This is a genomic window from uncultured Chryseobacterium sp. (assembly GCF_936933875.1).
GTDB lineage: Bacteria > Bacteroidota > Bacteroidia > Flavobacteriales > Weeksellaceae > CAKZIK01.
The window spans coordinates 1-20665 of the sequence record NZ_CAKZIK010000004.1 but is presented as its reverse complement, the minus strand read 5'-3'; the positions used below and the strand labels follow the sequence as shown (position 1 = coordinate 20665).

Sequence of the window (20665 nt, the reverse complement as noted above, 5' to 3'; positions counted from 1 at the left end):
GTCAGTCTTTATTTTTGAGTTCGTTTAAGAGCAGTTCCAAATCTTCTAAACTCATTTCATTTTTTTCAACAAGGAAAGAAACGGCGTTTTTGTAGGAACCTTTAAAGTAATTTTTCACCAGACTTTTCATTGTCTTTCCGCTGTATTTTTCCTTTGAAATCAATGGAAAATATTCGTGCTGTCTTCCGAAAACCCTGTAATCTACAAAGTCTTTTTCCTTCAAAACTTTTAAGATGGTGGAAACGGTATTGGAATGAGGTTTCGGTTCCGGAAAAAGGTCTAGAATATCTTTCAGAAAAGCTTTTTCAAGCTCCCATAAATATTGCATCACCTGTTCCTCTGCTTTTGTTAACTGCTGGATTTTCATTTTGTTAAATCAGTTTTTTAAACAAAAATTTAATATCACTAAATATCTAGTGATACAAATGTAGAAATTAAAATCACACTTACAACTATTTTTTTAGTGATAAGTGAATTTAAATAGTTAAATAGTTGAAAATCAATTAGAAAAATTTAAATTTTTGAAAGAACTGCTAAATACTGGTCGTTGTCATCTTCAAACACAATTTGCGCTTTCCAGCCCATCTCTAAAGCAATTTCGGTCATTTTCTGGGCATCAAGATACAACCAGCTAAACCATTCCGTAAATTCCTTTTTGTATTCATAACGGCATTTCACTTCACCAAAATAGCGTTCAGGAACTTCTATATTTTCGTACATGTAAGAAATATCGCAGGAATCGAAGATAATCTTTCCGCCATCTACAAGAAGCTCTGAAGCTTTCAGCAAAAACTTTCTGAAACCATTTACATTTCCACACAAACCAATCCCATTCATCAAAAGCAGCAATGTGTCGCATTTTTTATCAGAAAGCTTGAAATAATCATCGCAAATCACGTTTGAAACACCAATGTCGGTCATCACTTTACAGGCCGTTGGTGAAATTTCCAGCGCATCTACTTCAAAACCTTTATTTTGAAGATACACAGCGTGAGAACCCGCTCCAGCTCCAACATCCAAAATCTTACCTTCACAAAGTTGCAGCGCCTTTTTTTCCAGCAAAGGCATCGCTGAAAATTTTCGAAAGTACATCGTAATAGGCATTTCTACTTTCGGCCCGAAAGAATCATGAACAAAGAGTTTTGCTTTAGATTTTTCGAAATAGAAATCGTGAATTGCTTTTCCAGGAAGGTCTGTCATTATTGCATCTTTGAGAATAAAAAAAAAACGCTTCAGAATTTCTGAAGCGTTTGCTTTAGTAGCGGGGACACGACTCGAACGTGCGACCTCCGGGTTATGAGCCCGACGAGCTACCTACTGCTCTACCCCGCGATATTGTGGTGCAAATATACAAATATTTTGCCAACCTCCAAATTATTAGCAAAAATTCTTTATTCATCAAAAATATTTACCTTTGTGTATGGCAAAAATTCTGAAAATTTATCCCGAAAACCCACAGGAAAACCTTATTAACGAAGTGATTACCGTTTTAAATAATGGCGGACTGATTATTTATCCTTCCGACACTGTTTATGCATTGGGCTGTAATATTTTTGATATTAAAGCGATGGAAAAGTTGGCTCAGATTAAAAAACTAAAATTAGAAAAAGCTCAGTTTTCTATTATCTGTAACGATCTAAGCCATCTTTCAGAATTTACAAAGCCTATTGAAACTTCTACTTTCCGATTCCTGAAAAGCAAAATTCCGGGACCTTTTACTTTTATTCTGGATGCGAGTAAAAGTCTTCCTTTGGCTTATAAAGGTCATAAAACAGTTGGAATCCGTGTTCCCGACCATCCTATTCCACAATTGATTGTCGAAAAATTATGTCATCCTATTGCTTCAACATCCATAAAGGATGAAGATGAAATTTTGGAATATTCCACTGATCCTGAACTGATTGCGGAAAAATACGACCATCTTGTTGACATCGTTATCGATTCCGGTTACGGTGATAATGTTGCTTCAACAATCGTAGATTTAACGAGTGGCGAACCTGAAATTATCCGTGAAGGAAAAGGAGAAATTTAGTTCAATGTTCCGCGTTCAAAATTCAAGGTTTGAGAGCGGAAATGTTTTGACTTTGAACCATGAACCTCGAACTTCCAACTTCGAACAATTTTTATGAAAATAATTACCTCGCCTGCAAAGCTGATGAACATTGAAAATTCTACGGAATTTTTAAAATCCACCACTCCAAAATTCATTAAGGAAGCGGAATTTATTCAATCTTATTTAAAGGAGAAATCTCCCAAATATCTTTCGGAACTCATGGAAATTTCATCAAAACTTGCTGATGAAAACTGGGAACGAAACCAAAAATGGAAACCTAATCCAACCTCTAAAAATTCAGCTCCGGCGATGTTTGCTTTTGTAGGAGAAGTTTACCGCGGTTTGGATGCTAAAACTTTGGATAAGTCTGCGGTAGATTATCTTCAGAAAAATTACAGAATGCTTTCGGGATTGTACGGTTTGCTGAAACCATCGGATAGAGTGATGCTGTACAGACTTGAAATGGGCAGAAATTTCGAGTTTGATTCCTATAAAAATCTATATTCTTTCTGGACTGAAAAGGTAACAGAACAACTCAACAGCGAACTGAAAGCCAAAGATTTAATATTAAATTTAGCCAGTTCGGAATACATCAAAGTGCTCGACAGAAAAAAACTGAAAGCTCCGGTAATTGATTTTGATTTTTATGAAATGAAAGACGGAAAGCTAAAAACCATCGTTGTTTACACCAAACATGCAAGAGGTTTGATGGTGAGATTCTGTGCTGAAACCAATGCAAAAACACTTAATGATGTAAAAGCGTTCAACTATGAAGGCTATCTGATTGATGAAAAATTATCAACAGATAAAAAATTAGTGTTCACAAGATGATTATTTCTGAACTAAAGGATTATTTCAAAAAGGAAATTTCAGAATTGTACACCGATTCTGAAAGTAACGAGTTGTTTTCAGTTTTTTCGGAGAAAATCTTAGGTCTCAATAAAATTGAACTTCGAAATTCAATTCATAAAGAACTGGATATCAATCAACAGTCTGAATTTTACAATAAAATTTTACAGCTGAAATTAGGTAAGCCTTTTCAACAAATTTTAGGAGAAACGGAATTTTACGGATTGAAATTTTTCGTGGATGAACATGTGCTGATTCCACGACCGGAGACTGAGGAATTGTTGGAGTTTGCGATTCAAAAAGTTCAAAGTTCAGGGTTTAAAGTTCAAGGTTTAAAGATTCTTGATATCGGAACGGGAAGCGGAATTATTCCGATTATCTTGAAAAAACATTTTCCGGAAGCTGAAATCAGCGCAATTGATTATTCAGAAAAGGCTTTGGAAACCGCTAAAAGAAATGCAAAATTTCATCAAACCGAAATCACTTTTATTCATGCAGATTATCTGAATTATAATTTGAATGACAAATACGATGTTATCATCTCCAATCCGCCATATATCGGCATTGATGAAGAAAATGATATTGCAGACTCCGTCAAAGAATTTGAGCCGAAAATGGCGCTGTTCTCGCCTACTTCAGATGCTTTGATTTTCTACCGAAAAATTGCAAAAGATGCCCATAAAAATCTTGCTGAAAATGGAATGGTTTTTCTCGAAATCAATCAGAAATTGGGAAAAGAGACTTTGGAACTGTTTTCTGAATTTTCTGAAAGTGAGCTGATTAAAGATATTTCGGCAAATGACAGGATTGTTTTTGCAAGGAAATAGTTTCTGCAGATTGCACAGATGATCACAAATTTGGCTTCGTCACATCATTTTGTTAGGTTTTGACAATAAAAAAATAGGACATAAGTCCTATTCTTTTCTGCTTATGTATGAACACCCCGTCTAAATCTCCGATTTAGACACCCCTCTGAAAGAGGGAAACCGTTTTCTAACCAATTCTTTTCTTCACAAAAACCATGTAGCTCATGTAAATTAACGGAAGCGCCATAATTCCAAGATATATTGAATTAGAAAGTGCAATGTCCGGTTTATTTCCAATCGCGTACAAAAGTCCGAAAGCTGCACCACCTAAATGCGCTGCGTGACCAATATTATCATGTGGTCTTGGGTTCAGCATCATGTAAACGGAATATCCGAAATACAGCAAGCCGAAAATATATCCGGGAATTGGAATTGGGATGAAGAAGAAATAAATTCCCAAACTCGGAATCATCGCAATCGCTGCAAACAAAATTCCGGAAACACCTCCACTCGCTCCAATTGCCGAATACCACGACTGTTTTTTATACAGATACAGCGAAAATAAATTTCCCAAAATAATAGAACCGAAGTAAATCACCAAAAAACCTATTTCTCCAAATGCTTCAATAACAATTGGTCCAAAGAAATACAGCGTCATCATGTTGAACAACAAGTGCATCATATCCGCATGAAGAAATCCAGCTGAAAGTAATCTGATGTATTCTTTATTTCCGTTGATGGCTCCTACATTGAATTTATATTTTTCGAAAACCGAAGGGTTCTGAAATCCAATGAAACTGATGATTGCGGTAACTGCAATTACTATTAAAAGAACTGTACTCATAATTTTTAATTTTAATTCTGAACGCGTCAAAGGCACGTTCCTACATTTTATTCATCTCCGAAAAGACTTCCGATTGTGCCTTCTTCAGGAAATTCTTCATCTTTTACATCATGGTCGATGAAAGAAATGTGCCCTTCTGTAGATTCAACCTCATCAAAACCTGGATTGATTTCTTCTTCCGGTTCAGGAATGGTGATGTTGATGTTTTTAATTTTATTTTTAGTCAATTGATTTCCAATAGCTTTGATACCTTTTACGCCAATAAATTCATCAACATTAATCGTTTCTGGTTCTTTTTCTTTGCCTTTATCTTTTGCGAAAATCAGTTCCGCAGTAGCACCGTCGGAAACAATCACGTTTTCGATGAAAGATTTTGGATTTTCGGACGGCATGAAGGTTTGCACATTCGGTGTATTCTCCAGCAAGAAGCGTTTGATGAAATAAATTTGCTTTTCACCGTCGAAATAAATACACGTAATTGCCTGTTCCGGATTCCATTTTTCGAGGATTAAATATTCATCATCAAAACGGTTGCTCAAATCAAATGAAACAAGTTTTGCTTCACCTTGTGAATTGACTGTCAGGATTTTATCATCACCCTTAAAGTTTCCAAGTAAAGTTCCTCTTGCATCTGCATTCAATCTGCGAACGGTATCATCAAACCAAATTTTTCTCGGCGCTAAAGTAGAATGACCTTCTTCCTTCAAATCCACTTTTTTCACGGCATATTTCGTCACCAAATTTCCTTTGGAATCTCTTCCTTTAATCGCGAGTTCAGAGAAATCGATATCAATTTTATTTTTTCTGATTCTTGCATTTGGTTTCAGTAAAACAGTTACCACTTCCGCTTCTCCGTTTGGATTTGCTGAAAAATAAAGCATTTCCGAGCCCTTTTTGTCCGAAGCAAGCTTATAATCTGTATTTCTCGTGACACCCGTTACGGAAAAACGTTTCATATAATATGGTCCGTCTCTTCCTTCACGGTAAATCATGTTGTAAACGGTACGTTTGTCGTTTTTCTTCCAAATTCCGACGTGTTCGATGTTTTTACCGATGAATGTTTTGGCTTCCACTTTAACGACTTTCATGGTTCCGTCTTTCTGGAACGTGATGATATCGTCGATATCGGAACAGTCGAACAAATATTCGTCCTTTTTAAGGGAAGTTCCAATAAAACCCTCTTCGAAATTCGCATAGAATTTTTCGTTCGCTACCGCAACTTTTGTTGCATCAATGGTATCGAAAATTCTCAATTCTGTACGTCTTTCTTTGTCTTTTCCGTATTTTTTCTGGATATTTTGGTAATAATCGATTGCGTAAGCTACCAAATTCGCCAAGTGGTGTTTTACCTGCTCAATTTTACCTTCAAGTGCCAGAATATTTTCCTTGAATTTATCAAGATCGAAACGCGAAATTCTTTTGATTCGGATTTCGGTAAGTTTGATGATATCTTCTTCGGTAACGGCTCTCAACAAATGTTTGGTGTGAGGTTTCAAGCCTTCATCAATAGTTTTAATGACATCTTCCCAAGATTTTACCTCTTCAATGTCATGGTAAATTCTGTTCTCGATGAAAATTCTTTCCAATGAGGCAAAATGCCAACTTTCCTGCAATTCATGAAGCTCGATTTCAAGCTCTTTTTTCAGCAAAGAAACTGTGTGATCAGTATTTCTTCGTAAAATTTCCGAAACAGAAAGGAATTCCGGTTTATCACCAACAATCACGCACGCATTCGGAGAAATAGAAATCTCACAATCCGTGAAAGCGTACAATGCATCAATGGTTTTGTCCGGCGAAACATCGTTATTCAGGATAATATTGATTTCAACGGCGTCTGAAGTATTGTCCTCTATTTTTTTGATTTTGATTTTGCCTTTTTCGTTGGCTTTAATAATCGAATCAATTAAATCTCCGGTATTTTTACCGAAAGGAAGTTCGTTGATGGTGAGTGTATGTTTATCTTTCTGAATAATTCTCGCTCTCGCACGAATTTTTCCGCCTCTTTCACCGTCGTTATAATTGGAAACATCCAACATTCCGCCCGTAATAAAATCCGGAAACAATTCAAATTTTTTACCTTTCAGATAAGCAACGGAAGCATTAATCAACTCATTGAAGTTGTGCGGCATAATTTTCGTAGAAAGCCCAACTCCAATACCTTCAACGCCCTGTGCAAGAAGCATTGGGAATTTTACCGGCAAATCTACCGGCTCATTGTTTCTACCATCGTAAGATTTTACCCATTCCGTAGTTTTCGGGTTGAAAACCACATCCAAGGCAAACGGTGTCAATCTTGCTTCGATGTAACGCGCTGCTGCTGCGGAATCTCCGGTGAAAATATTTCCCCAGTTTCCCTGGGTATCAATAAGTAATTCTTTTTGGCCAATCTGTACCATTGCATCCGTAATAGATGCATCACCGTGTGGATGATACTTCATGGTGTTACCAACGATATTGGCAACTTTGTTGTAACGGCCGTCTTCCAGCTCACGCATAGAGTGCATGATTCTTCTTTGTACTGGCTTGAAACCGTCGTAAATTGAAGGAATCGCTCTGTCCAGAATTACGTATGAAGCGTAATCCAAAAACCAGTCTTTGTACAGACCGGAGATTTTTTTCAGGGATTCTTCGTGGTGGTTTTCCTGTTGTTCTTCCATCAACTATTCGTCTCTCTCTTATTTTCCTGGTTAGTTCTTACAACCTTGCTTAGCGATACCTTAAGATCCATCAACTGTTTTTTAGTAAGGTAAGATATATCGTATTTCAGGATTGTAGCATTATTTTTCTTGCTCGAAATGGTAATGTATAATCTTTTAAAAATCAGTGCATTTACCACTTCGTATTTCATTAATTTATATTTCGGAAACTCGTCATTTAATGGTTTATCCAAAAAAAGCATGATGTTTCTGTTTTTAAAATTCAAAGCTTCACCGTCGCTGTCGTATTCAAAAATTTGCCTCCCCCTGATGAAAAAAATAGCCAGTAAAAGTACCGGTAGAATAATCAGAAAAGAACTTTCCCATCCTAAAATATCGAATTTATAACGTTCCAAAAGGAAACCGATAATTCCGGCGAAAAGAAGCATCAAAAGCAACATCATCAAAAAGTTGTAAAGCCCAGATTTGTTTCGGTTGTTTAATCTCATGTGTTTGTGTTTTTAATTTGAATTTCTTTGCTTACATATTTTTCAAGTTTTTTTCAATTAATTTTTTATTCATTTTCTTTTTTTGATTGTTAGAATTCTGCGTCGCTCAGCATCTCTTTTTTATCAATATCCGGATCTTCCACCACCAGATTTTCGAGGATGAAAGTCTGTCTGTCCGGTGTATTTTTACCCATGTAGAATTCCAACAGCTGCTCAATGGTTTGATCTTTCCCAAGAACTACCGGTTCCAAACGGATATCCTTTCCGATAAAATGCTTAAACTCATCCGGAGAAATCTCCCCAAGTCCCTTGAATCGGGTAATCTCTGGGTTTCTGCCCAATTCAGTTAAAGCTTTAATTCTTTCCGGTTCGGAATAACAGTATCTCGTTTCCTTTTTATTTCGAACTCTGAACAATGGCGTTTGCAAAATATGGAGATGTCCGTTCTTAATTAAATCCGGGAAAAACTGCAGGAAGAACGTAATCATCAACAAACGGATGTGCATTCCATCCACATCGGCATCTGTTGCGATAATCACGTGATTGTAACGCAAATCTTCAAGTGAATCTTCAATATTCAAAGCCGCTTGAAGTAAGTTGAACTCCTCGTTTTCGTACACCACACGTTTGGTTAAACCATAACAGTTCAATGGCTTTCCTTTCAGTGAAAATACTGCCTGAGTTTCTACATCACGCGATTTTGTGATAGAACCGGAAGCGGAATCTCCCTCCGTAATGAAGATCATGGTTTCGCTTTTACGGCCAGCTTTTTGGTCGCTGTAATGCTGTCTGCAGTCGCGCAGTTTTTTATTGTGAAGCGAAACTTTTTTTGCTCTTTCTCTCGCTAATTTCTGTATTCCTGAAAGCTCTTTTCGCTCCCTTTCAGAAATCATAATTTTCTTTTGAAGCGCTTCTGCAATTTCAGGATTTTTGTGAAGGAAATTATCCAGTTTTTGTTTCAGATAATTGATAACGAAGGTTTTAATCGTCTCCAATTCTTTTCCGTCCTTATCCTGACCCATGGTTGTAGAACCCAATTTCGTCTTCGTCTGAGATTCGAAAACCGGATTCCCAACGTTAATATAAACTGCACCAATAATGGCTTTTCGAATATCGGCAGCTTCAAAATTTTTATTGTAAAATTCGCGGATGGTTTTTACATAAGCTTCCTTAAAAGCGTTCAAATGTGTTCCACCCTGAGAAGTATATTGTCCGTTAACGAAAGAGAAATACGTTTCACTCTGAGATTTGTCCGAATGCGTAATCGCAATCTCCATATCTTCATCTTTGATGTGAATAATCGGATAGACGATTTCACCATCGATTTCCTCTTCCAAAAGGTCTTTCAAACCGTTTTGAGACTCATAAACTTCTCCGTTAAAATAGATTTTAAGACCCAAATTCAGATACGTGTAATTGCGGAGCATACGTTCCACATATTCATTCCTGAATTTATAGTTAATGAAAATCGTATCGTCCGGAACAAAGGTGATTTCAGTACCGTTTCTTTCGGTGCTTTCTACTTCGTCATGAAGTTTTTCGAGCCTTCCTTCACGAAATTCCGCGCGGCGCATTTTTCCGTCACGAACCGATTTTACCTGAAAATAGGTGGACAAAAAGTTAACGGCTTTTGTACCAACACCATTCAAACCAATAGATTTTTTGAAAGCGCCGTCGTCGTACTTACCACCAGTGTTCATGATGGAAACTACCTCAACAATTTTCCCCAAAGGAATACCACGACCATAATCTCGGATGGTAACATTTCCCTCTTTTATTTTTACCTCGATTTTTTTTCCGTTTTTCATACGGAATTCGTCGATGGAGTTATCTATCACCTCCTTCAGTAAAATATAAATACCATCATCCACAGCAGAACCATCCCCCAATTTACCGATATACATCCCCGGTCTTAAACGGACATGCTCACGCGGTTCCAGCGTTCTAATATTGTCCTCGGTATATTGCACATTAGTATTTTCGCTCATAAAACTCTTTTCTCCTCTATAAAATCAATAACTTACAAATATAACGAAATGGAAATTTCAGAAAAAATTTTGTGGAAAAGTTTATTGAGATGGAAGATGGAAGTTAGATACTAAAACTGATACACCCACTTTTCAAATCCATCAAGAAATTTCTGCAGGTAAGCTGCTGTTTTTGCATTCACAGTTTTCCCGTCTTTCAGGAATGATTCGTTTACTTTAGACAAATACATTTCGGGTTGCTGCATCAAGGGAACATTAAGGAACACGAAAGCCTGCCGAATATTATGGTTGGAACCGAAACCGCCCAAATTACTTGGTGAAGCCGTTGCAACTGCCGCCAATTTTCCGTCCCAAACGCTCTTTCCGGGCGGTCTGGAACCAACGTCTATTGCGTTTTTCAAAACTCCGGGAATGGTTCTGTTGTATTCCGGAGAAACGAAAAGTATGGCATCTTTCGTTTTAATTTTAGTTCTGAATTCCACCCAAAATTTTGGAGGATTTTCATCCAAATCTTCGTTGTAGTGAGGCAAATCTCCGATTTCGATAATTTCCATATTGAGTTTTTTGGAAGACAGACGAATGAGTTCATTGGCAATTTTCCTGTTGAAAGATTCTTTGCGTAAACTTCCGATGATGACAGCAATTTTCTTTGGCATTTCTTAAAATTTAGATTTTAAATTACAACTTTAAAAATTACTGTAATCAACTTCTAAAAACTTCACAAACATTTAAAAAAATTCTAAAACAAAAAAAAAGCGAACATTTCTGCTCGCTTTTGTATTTATCTTGGCTCTTTTTACTTGGCTCTTAAAATTACACGTTAAATCGGAAATGCATCACATCACCGTCCTGAACAATGTACTCTTTTCCTTCAACGCCCATTTTTCCTGCTTCTTTTACTTTTGCTTCAGAACCGTAGTTCACAAAATTTTCGAAGGAAATAACTTCGGCGCGGATGAATCCTTTTTCAAAATCGGTGTGGATTACTCCTGCAGCTTGTGGCGCTGTCCAACCTTTTTCAATGGTCCATGCACGAACTTCTTTCACGCCCGCCGTAAAATACGTTTGAAGATGCAATAAGTCATACGCTTTTCTGATCAAACGGTTTACACCAGGTTCTTCCAACCCTAATTCTTCAAGGAACATTTGTCTTTCTTCGAAAGTTTCCAGTTCGTTGATGTCGGCTTCAATTTGTGCTGCCAAAACCACCACTTCTGCTCCTTCATTTTTTGCCATCTCTTCCACTTTCGGAATCCATTCGTTTCCGCTTTTAATGGAGTTTTCATCCACGTTACAAACGTAAAGAATAGGTTTTTTAGTTAACAAATGAACTTCATCAATCACTGGTTTTGTTAAATCATTCGTTTCAAATTCTCTTGCATTTCTGCCATCTTCCAAAAACTTCTGAAGCGCGACCAAAGTATCGTACGCTAAAATATCTTCTTTCTTTCCGGATTTGATGAATTTTTTGGCTTTGTCAACCGCTTTTCCAACCGTTTCAAGGTCTTTCAACTGCAATTCGATATCGATGATTTCTTTGTCTCTCAAAGGATCTACAGAACCTTCAACGTGAATAATATTTCCATTGTCAAAACATCTTAAAACGTGAATAATCGCTTCACATTCGCGGATATTTGCCAAAAACTGATTTCCTAAACCTTCTCCTTTCGAAGCACCTTTTACCAAACCTGCGATATCTACAATTTCCACCACAGCAGGAACTACTCTTTCAGGATTTACCAGTTCTTCAAGTTTATTGAGACGCGGATCCGGAACAGAAACGGTTCCTAAATTCGGTTCGATCGTACAGAACGGATAGTTTGCAGATTGCGCTTTGGCGTTGCTGAGACAGTTAAAAAGAGTTGACTTACCTACGTTCGGAAGTCCTACGATTCCACACTTCATTGTTTAAGTTTTAAAGTTTGAGGTTCAAAGTTTTTCTTTGTCCTAAAATTGAAGTGGGCAAAAATAGTGATATTTAACGTGATATAAAAATTCGCAGCGCTGTAAGTTTTGGCTGAAGCTACGGGGAACATCCAAAAAAAGACGGGCTAAAGTTCACTTTTATTGATATTTATAAACAACAGTAAAATTCTTATGGCTGTTATGGGCTGAGATTTCAGCTTATTTCATCAAGAACTGCAGCTCCCTAAATTCTATTTATGATATTGTAAAAAAAACTTTACGTAATAATCTGCAGACATCCGGAAAGTTAATGAATTTCTACCGCAACATACTCACTTTCGTTTCCAAGTCTGTCAACCGCTTTCAGGGCTAAATCTGTCAAGGTAACGCCTGATTTCACTAGAGGTAAAAATTTGGTATGTTCGTCTACGTTCAAGATTTCGGTTTGCCATTGGTTGCCGTATTTGGCGAAAAGAATGAACTGTCTTACCTGTTGCGGATTTCTTGAAAGCCAATGAATTTCTGCATTATTACCTGATTTTTTGGCGGTAATTTCAGGCTTTAAAACTGGTTCCGATTTAATCCACGGACTTGCAGGAACGAGCGCTTTTTCTTTGTACAAATTCTGAAGTGCCGTTTGCATGGAATAGTTTTTTGAAATTCCATCCACGCTGTAATGGATTACTCCGGCTTCTTTTCCTAAAACATTTCTCGTAATCTGAATTTGGTTTGAAATTTCTTCGGCTTTATCGGCAACATTTTTTACTCCCACCGTGTTCAATCCCGGCCAAAGATGAACATTCTTCGGTGTTTCTGATTTCCACCAATTTAAAAGTGAGGAATAACTTTGCGGACCGCCTTCTTTCCAATAGAGTTGCGGCGAAAAATAATCGCACCAACCTTCGTTCAGCCATAATTTTGCATCGGCGTAAAGTTCATCATATTGCGAAGTTCCCGTTACATCTGCAGGAAATCCCGGCTTCCAAATTCCGAATGGGGAAATTCCAAATTTGACGTACGATTTTTCGGCTTTTATTTCATCGTGAATTCTTTTGATGAATTTGTTTACATTTCCACGACGCCAATCTGCACGAGACAAAATTCCGCCAGAATTTTTGTATACAGTCCAAGTTTTATCATCCGGAAAATCTCTTCCTCCGTTGTATTCTTTGTAAGGATAAAAATAATCGTCGATGTGGATAGCGTCGATATCGTAACGCTTCACCATATCTTTGATGACCGCCGAAACGTGGTTTTGCACTTTTTCATCCGAAGGATCCATCCAATACATTCCGTTTTTCAGTCTGTAGGTTTCCCTGGACATTTTAGAAGCCATACTTTCGCTCGTTACGTTTCCTCCGGTTGTATGATGCGCGCGATAAGGATTGAGCCACACGTGAAGTTCCATGCCACGTTTATGGGCTTCGGAAATCCAGAATTCCAGAGGATCGTAGTAGGGTGACGGTGCTTTTCCGGTTTGTCCGGTCAGGAAATACGACCAAGGTTCCAAATCGCTTTTGTAGAGTGCATCTGCGGAAGGTCTTGCCTGAAAAACGACTGCATTGAAATTCAGTTTTTGCAACAAATCCAGAATCTGTACAGCTTCTGCTTTCTGCTGCTCTGTGGACAGCGAATTTTTTGTCGGCCAGTTGATGTTCGCCACGGTTGCAATCCACGCTGCACGAAACTCGCGGTCGATTTCGGGAAGGACAAGCTTGGTTGTTGGTTTTTGGCTGTCGGTTGATGGTTTTTGGGCAGGTTTTGTTGTGGCGGGTTTTTGGGTTGTAGTTTTTGTGGGTCTTTGGGTGGAGCAGTTTTGAAGGAAAACTGCTGCCATGAGGATGTATAGAATTGTGAGGATTTTTGTGTATTTCATGGGGCAAAAATAGAGGATTTTGTTTTGTGGATAAAGTTTTTAAAATTATTTAAAACCTTAGAACTTAATTTTTTAAATTTGTAAATATTGGATTTGAAGATGGAAAACAAAACAAAACATACAATTATCAATGGTGACAGTCGCGAAATGTCTGATCTTAAAGACGAAAGCGTTCAACTGATTGTCACTTCACCACCATATTGGCAACTTAAAGATTACGGAACTGAAGATCAAATTGGATTTCACGACGATTATGAAACTTATATTAATCACTTGAATTTAACTTGGAAAGAATGTTTCCGTGTTCTGGATAAAGGTTGTCGATTGTGCATCAATATTGGAGATCAGTTTGCACGTTCAACCTATTATGGACGTTACAAAATTATACCAATCCATGCAGAAATTATAAAATTCTGTGAGATGATTGGTTTTGATTTTATGGGGCAAATTATTTGGCAGAAAACCACAACTATGAATACTTCCGGTGGTGCAAGCATTATGGGAAGTTTTCCTCATCCAAGAAATGGTATTGTGAAACTTGATTTTGAATATATTTTACTGTTTAAAAAACAGGGAAATGCACCAAAACCTACCAAAGAGCAGAAGGAAAACTCCAAAATGACTAATGAAGAATGGAATACTTATTTTAATGGTCATTGGTATTTTTCTGGAGCAAAACAAGACAAACATTTAGCGATGTTTCCTGAAGAACTTCCGCACCGACTTATCAAAATGTTTTCTTTTCCGGGTGAAACTGTTCTTGACCCTTTTATGGGAAGTGGAACAACGGCTCTTTCAGCTAGAAAACTGAACAGAAATTCTGTTGGTTTTGAAATTAACCCTGAATTTATCACAATCATTAAGAATAAAATTGGACAGAATGATGCTTTTTCTGAAGTTGAATTCAATTTAATTAAACAGAAAAATTTAAATATTGATTTCGAGAAAGAAATCAAAAAACTACCTTATCAATTTGTTGACACTCACAAGCTTGACAAAAAAATTGACGTCAAAAAAATTCAATATGGATCCAAAATAGATTCAGAAAGCACGGGGAAACGTGAAGAATTTTTCTCAGTTAAAGAAATTATAAGTCCTGAATTAATAAAGCTTAGTAACGATTTAGTTATTCGTCTTATTGGCATTAAAGAAAACCCTAAAATTAATGGAAAAGCAACGGATTATTTAAGAGAAAAAGTCCGTGGAAAAAAAGTCTATCTGAAATATGATGAATTAAAGCACGACAATGATAATAATCTAATGGCTTATCTGTATTTACAAAACAAAACTTTTGTGAATGCACATTTGTTGAGAGAAAAATTGGTGGATGTGGATGAATCATTAGATTTCAAGTTAAAATCAAAATTTAGAAAAATATAATGTTATACGATACTATTCTTCAAAAAAGAGAAAATTATAGAACAGATTCATATTCAATGTCAATTGGTGAATTGATGAATATGTATAAAAATAATCAATTAAAAACCAATCCTTTATACCAAAGAAAATTTAGATGGTCCAATGATCAAAAATCTCGTTTGATCGAATCAGTACTTCTCGAAATTCCAATACCTTCAATTTTTATTTATCAGGATAGAAGTCAATGGGAAGTTATTGATGGACTTCAGAGATTGTCAACTATTTTTCAATTTGTGGGAATTTTAGAAGATGATGAAGGCGAAAATATTGAAAGCTTCAAAATTGAAAATGTTAAAACCCTGAAAGAAATAAATAACTTAGGTTGGGAAGAATTTGATGAAGATACACAATTTGATTTTACAAAAACTAAAATCGAAGTTAAAATTATTAAAGACACTTCATCTGAAAAGTCAAAAGCAAAATTCGAGCTATTTCAGAGAATCAATCAAAAACCAACAATTTTATCTGGACAAGAATATAGAAATGCATTATTCATTATGTATGATGAGAATATCTACAGATGGGTGGAAAATTTATCGATAGACGACAATTTCAAATCGTGTATTTCCGGATTAGAAGAGCGATGGATAAACGAACAATATGATAAAGAGTTAGTTCTTAGACTTTTTATTTTTCCAAAATATGACTTAAAATCAAAAATTAAAAAAGTGGATGACTATTTGGATAATTCCATATTTTATGATGAAAATGATAATCTTTTGGCAAAAATAGTTGATGGTAGTTTTGATTTAGATCTTGAAAAAAATAAATTCAAAAAAACTTTTGAACTTTTAAATGAATGCTATGGAGAAGATGTATTTAAAAGAAAATCAGGTCGTAGTGGTCAACAATTTTTAGAATCATATTATGAAGCAATTGCAATTGGACTTTATTACAATATTGACGATTACTCAAAGGATGACTATGCTTATATTAAGCAAAAAATTGACGACCTTGATGAGCAAGAGGAATTTAAGAATGCAAAAGGAACTGGAACTAACACTGAAATAAGAATTAGAAGAATTATACCTTTTGCGAAGGAATACTTTAAAAAATGAGTAAAAGATTTAAATCATTAAAAGATTTACAGGATGCTGTTGATTTAGATTTTGTTACAAGAAGAAATGAATTAACCTTGTTTAAAAAGTTAGTAGAAAGAAATAAAACTAATGAGCATGGAAGAGTTTACGCAAAAAACTTAATATCTGTTCTATATTCTCATTGGGAAGGATTCATAAAATATTCAAGCGAATGTCTTATTAAGTTCATCAGTCATTTAGATTTAAAAAACAATGAGATAAATATTGGTTTATTTGCTATTAGCGAGCTGGAAAAGTTAAAGGAATATCAAGAATCCAATGTTGCGTTAAAAATACTGGCATTAAAAAATATTCTTCTTAATCAAGACAAAAAATCTTTTATTCCTTATGACTACTCGATTGCTACATATTACAACTTAAGAACTGAAGTGCTGGTGGAAATATGTAATATCCTCGGAATAGACGAGAAAAACTATGAAACCAAAGTTGGAATTATTGATGAAAAATTAGCTAATAATAGAAATGATATTGCGCATGGAAGATTAGTTAGAATAACAGCTGATGAAAGCTTGGAAATATTTGATTTGGTATTCCCACTTCTTGAAAATTTTAAAACAGACATCTTAAATCGAGCTTTACTTCTCCATTATTTGAAATATAAAACTTAAAACAATGAAATACTCAATGGAATTTGGCAAGAAAGAAAAAGTTCTGAACTATGCTTGCCAAACTTATCAACTTTCACGTCCCAATAAAGTGGGTGCAGTAATGGCTTTAATCAGAGAATGTCAGCCTGAAACTATTGAAGAATGGGAAAGTTGGTATTTCGAAAATGCAACAACAGCAGGAAAAAATACATTTAAAATCACACGCGAAAGTTTAACTGAACTTGGAGAAAGATTATATGAAAAAATTACAGAAGTAGTAATTCCCGAATGGCAGGAAGCTTTTTCAAAACTTACCAAGCAAGACTGCCATGATTACATCTACAATTTAACAATTAACAGAACTTATGACGGATTTTTGAGGGAGAAATCTGTCGTGAATGACGATCTTTCAAAAAGGTTTCCTGAAGTTAGATTTGAAGAAAGTCCTCCCGAATTAGATCATGCAGGTGATATAGATTATCTAGGTTTTGTATGTGAAGAAATCGCCTTTGGTATTCAAATTAAGCCGATTACATCCAAAGCGAATTTCGGAAATTATAAACCTTCAGAGAGAATGCAAGCCGGTTTCAATAATTTTACAAGAGATTATAAAGGAAATGTATTCATTGTGTACAGTGTTGACAAAGAAGTAGCTAATTCAGAGATTTATGATCAAATTCAAAAGGAAATTGACAGACTAAAAAGTTTCTGCAAATAACTTTGATCATCATTCGAAATTTTCAAAAATTCCTAACCAGTAACTATCCCTTATTGGCTCTTCATTTTTTATGTTTTTTACTGGAATCGCCGAAACTCCTTCGTCGTTTTGCAGTGAAAATCCCGCAGCAAACAATGGAACCAGCAAAGGCGGGAGGAATTGCCTCTATTTTTTATATTTTTTTATGGAATCGCCGAATATCGGTCCTCAATTTGTAACGGAAAGCAGGTTCCCGGCTCCTAATTATGAGTGAATGAGTTTGAGAGTTGGTGAGTGGTTTTGTGAGATGCTTCGACAAGCTCAGCATGACAAAAATTAAAATGCTTCAAGAGCCTCAGCATGACAACTGTTGTGATCAGTTAACGCACAAAAAAAGACGCTTCAATCAGCGTCTTTTATCTTTATTCTTTCTGCTAATTTCTAGAAAAATTAGTCTGTTTTTGCCATTCTTTCAGCGCGTTTTCTTTCTTCTTCGGAAAGGATTTTTTTACGCATACGGATGAAGTTTGGGGTTACTTCAATAGCTTCGTCGCCCTGGATGTATTCCATACATTCTTCGAGGGAGAAAAGGATTTTTGGGGCAATGTTGCCGTCTTTATCTTTTCCGGAAGCACGCATGTTGTTCAGTTGCTTTCCTTCCACGATGTTTACGACCAAATCACCAGGTTTATTTTGTTCGCCCACGATCATTCCTGCATAAACTTCCTCACCCGGATCTACGAAGAAACGTCCTCTGTCCTGCAACTTTTCGATGGAATAAGCGGTACAAGGTCCCTGAATTTTTGAAATCAGAACTCCGTTGCTTCTTCCCGGAATGGCACCTTTGAACGGCTTGTATTCCGAAAAACGGTGTGCCATAATGGCTTCTCCTGCAGTTGCCGTCAACATTTGGGAACGCAGACCGATCAAACCTCTGGAAGGAATTTCGAATTCCAAATGCTGCATTTCGCCTTTGGTTTCCATAATGTGAAGATCGCCTTTTCTTTGCGTTGCCAAATCGATTACTCTTGATGCGTATTCTTCCGGCACGTCAACTACCATACTTTCGTAAGGTTCGCATTTTTCGCCGTCGATGTCTCTTAAAATTACCTGTGGCTGTCCGATTGTCATTTCGTAACCTTCACGTCTCATTGTTTCAATAAGAACGGAAAGGTGAAGAATTCCACGTCCGAAAACAAGGAATGTATTCGCATCGTCAGTTTGCTCAACCCTTAAGGCCAAGTTTTTCTCCAATTCTTTTGTTAAACGCTCTTTCAAGTGGTTTGAAGTTACGTATTTACCGTCTTTCCCAAAGAAAGGCGAATTGTTGATAGAGAAAGTCATATTCAGTGTTGGCTCGTCGATAGAAAGTCTTGTCAACGGTTCCGGATTTTCAATATCTACGAAAGTATCACCAATCTGGAAGGCATCAAAACCAACCACAGCACAAATATCTCCTGCCTGAACTTCGGTTACTTTTTTCTTACCCAATCCTTCGAAAACGTAAAGTTCTTTTACTTTTCCTTTCTGGATGTTTCCGTTTTCCTGTGCTAAACCAATCCATTGTCCTTCTTTAACGGAACCTCTTGCCACTTTCCCTACTGCAATTCTTCCCAAGAACGATGAATAATCCAAAGAAGTTACCTGCATCTGCAAGTTTCCTTCTTCGATTTTCGGTTCCGGAACGTACTGTAAAATCCCATCCAACAGTGGTAAAATATTATCTGTTTGCTCTAAGCTTGTGTTGAACCAACCTTGCTTTGAGGATCCGTAATATGTTGGAAAATCCAACTGCTCTTCTGTAGCATCCAAGTTGAAGAACAAATCGAAAACATTATCATGAACTTCATCAGGACGGCAGTTTTCTTTATCTACTTTGTTGATGACAACAATTGGTTTTAATCCTAATTCAAGGGCTTTATGCAAAACGAAACGTGTTTGCGGCATTGGTCCTTCGAACGCATCAACCAAAAGCACAACACCGTCTGCCATTTTCAAAACTCTTTCCACTTCCCCACCGAAATCGGCGTGACCAGGAGTGTCGATTACATTGATTTTTGTTTCTTTGTACGTTACGGAAATGTTTTTGGAAAGGATGGTGATTCCTCTTTCACGTTCCAAATCGTTGTTATCCATAATCAGTTCGCCACTTTCCTGATTTTCTCTAAAAATGTTGGTAGCGTGGATAATTTTGTCAACCAAAGTGGTTTTACCGTGGTCAACGTGTGCGATAATCGCGATATTTCTAATGTTTTGCATATCTGAATTTTGACGGTGCAAAAGTAGGGATTTTAATTGAGAATGGAAAATTGAAAATTGAAAGTTATTGAAAAGTTAATTGATTGATTTTTAAATTGTTTACTGTTCATTTGCCTTGATGCAAAAGAATCAAAAGATCAAGACTGGATTTGTTTGCTAAAAAATTGAAATTTCTTTTTATAAAATTTTCAAACTTGCGCGTATTGAAGGTTTGTTTTTCGATTGCAGATTTTCGCCGCGCTTCAAACACTGAAAATTTTTAGGTAGTGATAGTTGAAAGATTTGCGATAAAGAAATTTCAATTTTTCTTTGCGCAAACAACTCCGAGGTCGGTTTTTGAGCTCTAAAACTAACTGTTTTGCCGCTCGCTTCGCTCGCGACATTGCACATCTGTGAAAATCTGTGCAATCTGTGGGAAAAAAATTAATCCATAATGTTGATGGCTTTCACAAAGCGTTTGGTGTAATGTTCTGAACCCAATTGTGAAATGGTAACGCCGTTGGCTTTTCCACTGGAGGAATGGATGAAATCGGAGTTCATCCCTTTTTGGTTGATAAGGATTCCGATGTGACCAATTCTGGCGCCGGTAGAATCGTTTTCTGTGGGAGTGAAAAGCACAAGATCTCCAACATTTGCATTTTGAATAGGGACTTCCTTGCCAAAAAATTCATATTCCGCGGAGGAACGCGGAACTTTATAACCGAAATGACTGTATATATAATACAAAAAGCCACTACAGTCGAAACCTTCTTCCGGTGTTGCACAGGCAAAAGAATATTTGGTTCCGATATATTGTTTTGCAAAACTTACGACATCCTCGCGTTTATTGCCGGAATTGAAAGCTGTAGTCGGCTTTATATTTTTCTGAGAATTTACATCGTCTTTCTGAACAACATCAGCCGAATCTTTAGAGTCTGAAAAGTTATCATCCACCATATTGTCCCAATCTTTTTTCAGCTGCGTAAATTTGGAATCACCACAGGAAAAAAGAAAAAGGAGAGAAAACAATAATAAGATACATGAAGTTCTTTTCATTACTCTCAAAATTAGAATTTTTGGGTATAGAAAGTTTATATATTTTTTTGATTATCCGTTTTTAATCATAACCCTGTAATGTTAGCAATAATAAGCCTTTCA

At 36.4% G+C, this 20665-nt stretch carries 18 protein-coding genes and 1 tRNA gene; 7 read left to right on the top strand and 12 right to left on the bottom strand.

The features are described 5' to 3' along the window. Position 1: 1 nt before the first annotated feature. The 3 genes from Q0252_RS00365 to Q0252_RS00355 all read right to left on the bottom strand — a co-directional run bounded on the left by Q0252_RS00365 (position 2) and on the right by Q0252_RS00355 (position 1332). A complete protein-coding gene (locus Q0252_RS00365) occupies positions 2–367 on the bottom strand; it encodes a BlaI/MecI/CopY family transcriptional regulator (protein ID WP_297982354.1) in 366 nt (121 codons plus the stop codon). Positions 368–513: 146 nt separating this feature from the next. Next, positions 514–1200 carry a class I SAM-dependent methyltransferase gene (locus Q0252_RS00360; RefSeq protein WP_297982351.1) on the bottom strand — a complete coding sequence of 229 codons (687 nt, stop codon included), beginning with the start codon at positions 1198–1200 and terminating at the stop codon, positions 514–516. Between the two features lie 59 nt (positions 1201–1259). Then, positions 1260–1332, bottom strand: a tRNA-Met gene (locus Q0252_RS00355). Positions 1333–1420: 88 nt separating this feature from the next. On the opposite strand from Q0252_RS00355, the gene Q0252_RS00350 reads away from it, so the two are divergent. From Q0252_RS00350 to prmC, 3 genes are all read left to right on the top strand, one after another. After that, positions 1421–2032, top strand: coding sequence for an L-threonylcarbamoyladenylate synthase (locus tag Q0252_RS00350; RefSeq protein ID WP_297982349.1), 612 nt, complete (start codon positions 1421–1423; stop codon positions 2030–2032). 93 nt (positions 2033–2125) lie between these two features. After that, positions 2126–2884, top strand: coding sequence for a peroxide stress protein YaaA (gene yaaA, locus Q0252_RS00345; protein WP_297982346.1), 759 nt, complete (start codon positions 2126–2128; stop codon positions 2882–2884). Next, positions 2881–3729 (top strand): peptide chain release factor N(5)-glutamine methyltransferase, encoded by an 849-nt coding sequence (gene prmC, locus Q0252_RS00340; protein WP_297982344.1) that lies wholly within the window; start codon positions 2881–2883, stop codon positions 3727–3729. Before yaaA ends, prmC begins: the two co-directional genes overlap by 4 nt. 166 nt (positions 3730–3895) lie before the next feature. Here the strand turns inward: prmC and Q0252_RS00335 are convergent, their stop codons facing one another. From Q0252_RS00335 to Q0252_RS00305, 7 genes are all read right to left on the bottom strand, one after another. After that, on the bottom strand, positions 3896–4552 hold the full coding sequence (locus Q0252_RS00335) for a rhomboid family intramembrane serine protease (RefSeq protein WP_297982341.1): 657 nt from the start codon (positions 4550–4552) through the stop codon (positions 3896–3898). 47 nt (positions 4553–4599) lie between these two features. Beyond that, complete coding sequence (locus Q0252_RS00330) at positions 4600–7209, bottom strand: DNA gyrase/topoisomerase IV subunit A (protein ID WP_297982338.1); 2610 nt, start codon at positions 7207–7209, stop codon at positions 4600–4602. Further along, positions 7209–7697 carry a hypothetical protein gene (locus tag Q0252_RS00325; RefSeq protein WP_297982336.1) on the bottom strand — a complete coding sequence of 163 codons (489 nt, stop codon included), beginning with the start codon at positions 7695–7697 and terminating at the stop codon, positions 7209–7211. Before Q0252_RS00325 ends, Q0252_RS00330 begins: the two co-directional genes overlap by 1 nt. Positions 7698–7786: 89 nt before the next feature. Beyond that, positions 7787–9685, bottom strand: coding sequence for a DNA topoisomerase IV subunit B (locus tag Q0252_RS00320; protein ID WP_297982334.1), 1899 nt, complete (start codon positions 9683–9685; stop codon positions 7787–7789). 110 nt (positions 9686–9795) lie between these two features. Beyond that, a complete protein-coding gene (locus Q0252_RS00315; protein ID WP_297982331.1) occupies positions 9796–10341 on the bottom strand; it encodes an NADPH-dependent FMN reductase in 546 nt (181 codons plus the stop codon). 157 nt (positions 10342–10498) lie between these two features. Then, complete coding sequence (gene ychF / locus Q0252_RS00310; protein WP_297982329.1) at positions 10499–11590, bottom strand: redox-regulated ATPase YchF; 1092 nt, start codon at positions 11588–11590, stop codon at positions 10499–10501. Between the two features lie 307 nt (positions 11591–11897). Then, positions 11898–13466, bottom strand: a complete 1569-nt coding sequence (locus tag Q0252_RS00305) for a family 10 glycosylhydrolase (RefSeq protein ID WP_297982326.1) — start codon at positions 13464–13466, stop codon at positions 11898–11900. Positions 13467–13565: 99 nt separating this feature from the next. Here Q0252_RS00305 and Q0252_RS00300 point away from each other — a divergent pair, with 99 nt between their 5' ends. Genes Q0252_RS00300 through Q0252_RS00285 form a run of 4 tightly spaced genes read left to right on the top strand, consistent with a single transcriptional unit; the run spans position 13566 to position 17290 of the window. Beyond that, a complete protein-coding gene (locus Q0252_RS00300) occupies positions 13566–14846 on the top strand; it encodes a site-specific DNA-methyltransferase (RefSeq protein ID WP_297982323.1) in 1281 nt (426 codons plus the stop codon). After that, the gene (locus tag Q0252_RS00295; protein ID WP_297982321.1) at positions 14846–15943 is read left to right on the top strand and encodes a DUF262 domain-containing protein; all 1098 of its coding nucleotides are present in this window, start codon (positions 14846–14848) and stop codon (positions 15941–15943) included. Before Q0252_RS00300 ends, Q0252_RS00295 begins: the two co-directional genes overlap by 1 nt. Then, a complete protein-coding gene (locus Q0252_RS00290) occupies positions 15940–16593 on the top strand; it encodes an MAE_28990/MAE_18760 family HEPN-like nuclease (RefSeq protein WP_297982319.1) in 654 nt (217 codons plus the stop codon). Before Q0252_RS00295 ends, Q0252_RS00290 begins: the two co-directional genes overlap by 4 nt. 4 nt (positions 16594–16597) lie before the next feature. Then, positions 16598–17290, top strand: coding sequence for an MjaI family restriction endonuclease (locus Q0252_RS00285; protein ID WP_297982316.1), 693 nt, complete (start codon positions 16598–16600; stop codon positions 17288–17290). 429 nt (positions 17291–17719) lie between these two features. Here the strand turns inward: Q0252_RS00285 and typA are convergent, their stop codons facing one another. Both typA and Q0252_RS00275 read right to left on the bottom strand, forming a co-directional pair. After that, positions 17720–19528 carry a translational GTPase TypA gene (gene typA, locus Q0252_RS00280; RefSeq protein WP_297982314.1) on the bottom strand — a complete coding sequence of 603 codons (1809 nt, stop codon included), beginning with the start codon at positions 19526–19528 and terminating at the stop codon, positions 17720–17722. Positions 19529–19951: 423 nt separating this feature from the next. Next, positions 19952–20563, bottom strand: a complete 612-nt coding sequence (locus tag Q0252_RS00275) for a C40 family peptidase (RefSeq protein ID WP_297982313.1) — start codon at positions 20561–20563, stop codon at positions 19952–19954. Positions 20564–20665 lie beyond the last annotated feature (102 nt).

What these genes read in the sequence shown, in the direction of transcription:
- Q0252_RS00295 (WP_297982321.1), top strand. Translation starts at nt 14,846, where the DNA reads ATGTTATACGATACTATTCTTCAAAAAAGAGAAAATTATAGAACAGAT.
- Q0252_RS00360 (WP_297982351.1), bottom strand. Translation starts at nt 1,200, where the DNA reads ATGACAGACCTTCCTGGAAAAGCAATTCACGATTTCTATTTCGAAAAA.
- Q0252_RS00320 (WP_297982334.1), bottom strand. Translation starts at nt 9,685, where the DNA reads ATGAGCGAAAATACTAATGTGCAATATACCGAGGACAATATTAGAACG.
- Q0252_RS00275 (WP_297982313.1), bottom strand. Translation starts at nt 20,563, where the DNA reads ATGAAAAGAACTTCATGTATCTTATTATTGTTTTCTCTCCTTTTTCTT.
- Q0252_RS00300 (WP_297982323.1), top strand. Translation starts at nt 13,566, where the DNA reads ATGGAAAACAAAACAAAACATACAATTATCAATGGTGACAGTCGCGAA.
- yaaA (WP_297982346.1), top strand. Translation starts at nt 2,126, where the DNA reads ATGAAAATAATTACCTCGCCTGCAAAGCTGATGAACATTGAAAATTCT.
- Q0252_RS00285 (WP_297982316.1), top strand. Translation starts at nt 16,598, where the DNA reads ATGAAATACTCAATGGAATTTGGCAAGAAAGAAAAAGTTCTGAACTAT.
- Q0252_RS00290 (WP_297982319.1), top strand. Translation starts at nt 15,940, where the DNA reads ATGAGTAAAAGATTTAAATCATTAAAAGATTTACAGGATGCTGTTGAT.
- prmC (WP_297982344.1), top strand. Translation starts at nt 2,881, where the DNA reads ATGATTATTTCTGAACTAAAGGATTATTTCAAAAAGGAAATTTCAGAA.
- ychF (WP_297982329.1), bottom strand. Translation starts at nt 11,590, where the DNA reads ATGAAGTGTGGAATCGTAGGACTTCCGAACGTAGGTAAGTCAACTCTT.
- Q0252_RS00315 (WP_297982331.1), bottom strand. Translation starts at nt 10,341, where the DNA reads ATGCCAAAGAAAATTGCTGTCATCATCGGAAGTTTACGCAAAGAATCT.
- typA (WP_297982314.1), bottom strand. Translation starts at nt 19,528, where the DNA reads ATGCAAAACATTAGAAATATCGCGATTATCGCACACGTTGACCACGGT.
- Q0252_RS00305 (WP_297982326.1), bottom strand. Translation starts at nt 13,466, where the DNA reads ATGAAATACACAAAAATCCTCACAATTCTATACATCCTCATGGCAGCA.
- Q0252_RS00335 (WP_297982341.1), bottom strand. Translation starts at nt 4,552, where the DNA reads ATGAGTACAGTTCTTTTAATAGTAATTGCAGTTACCGCAATCATCAGT.
- Q0252_RS00365 (WP_297982354.1), bottom strand. Translation starts at nt 367, where the DNA reads ATGAAAATCCAGCAGTTAACAAAAGCAGAGGAACAGGTGATGCAATAT.
- Q0252_RS00325 (WP_297982336.1), bottom strand. Translation starts at nt 7,697, where the DNA reads ATGAGATTAAACAACCGAAACAAATCTGGGCTTTACAACTTTTTGATG.
- Q0252_RS00350 (WP_297982349.1), top strand. Translation starts at nt 1,421, where the DNA reads ATGGCAAAAATTCTGAAAATTTATCCCGAAAACCCACAGGAAAACCTT.
- Q0252_RS00330 (WP_297982338.1), bottom strand. Translation starts at nt 7,209, where the DNA reads ATGGAAGAACAACAGGAAAACCACCACGAAGAATCCCTGAAAAAAATC.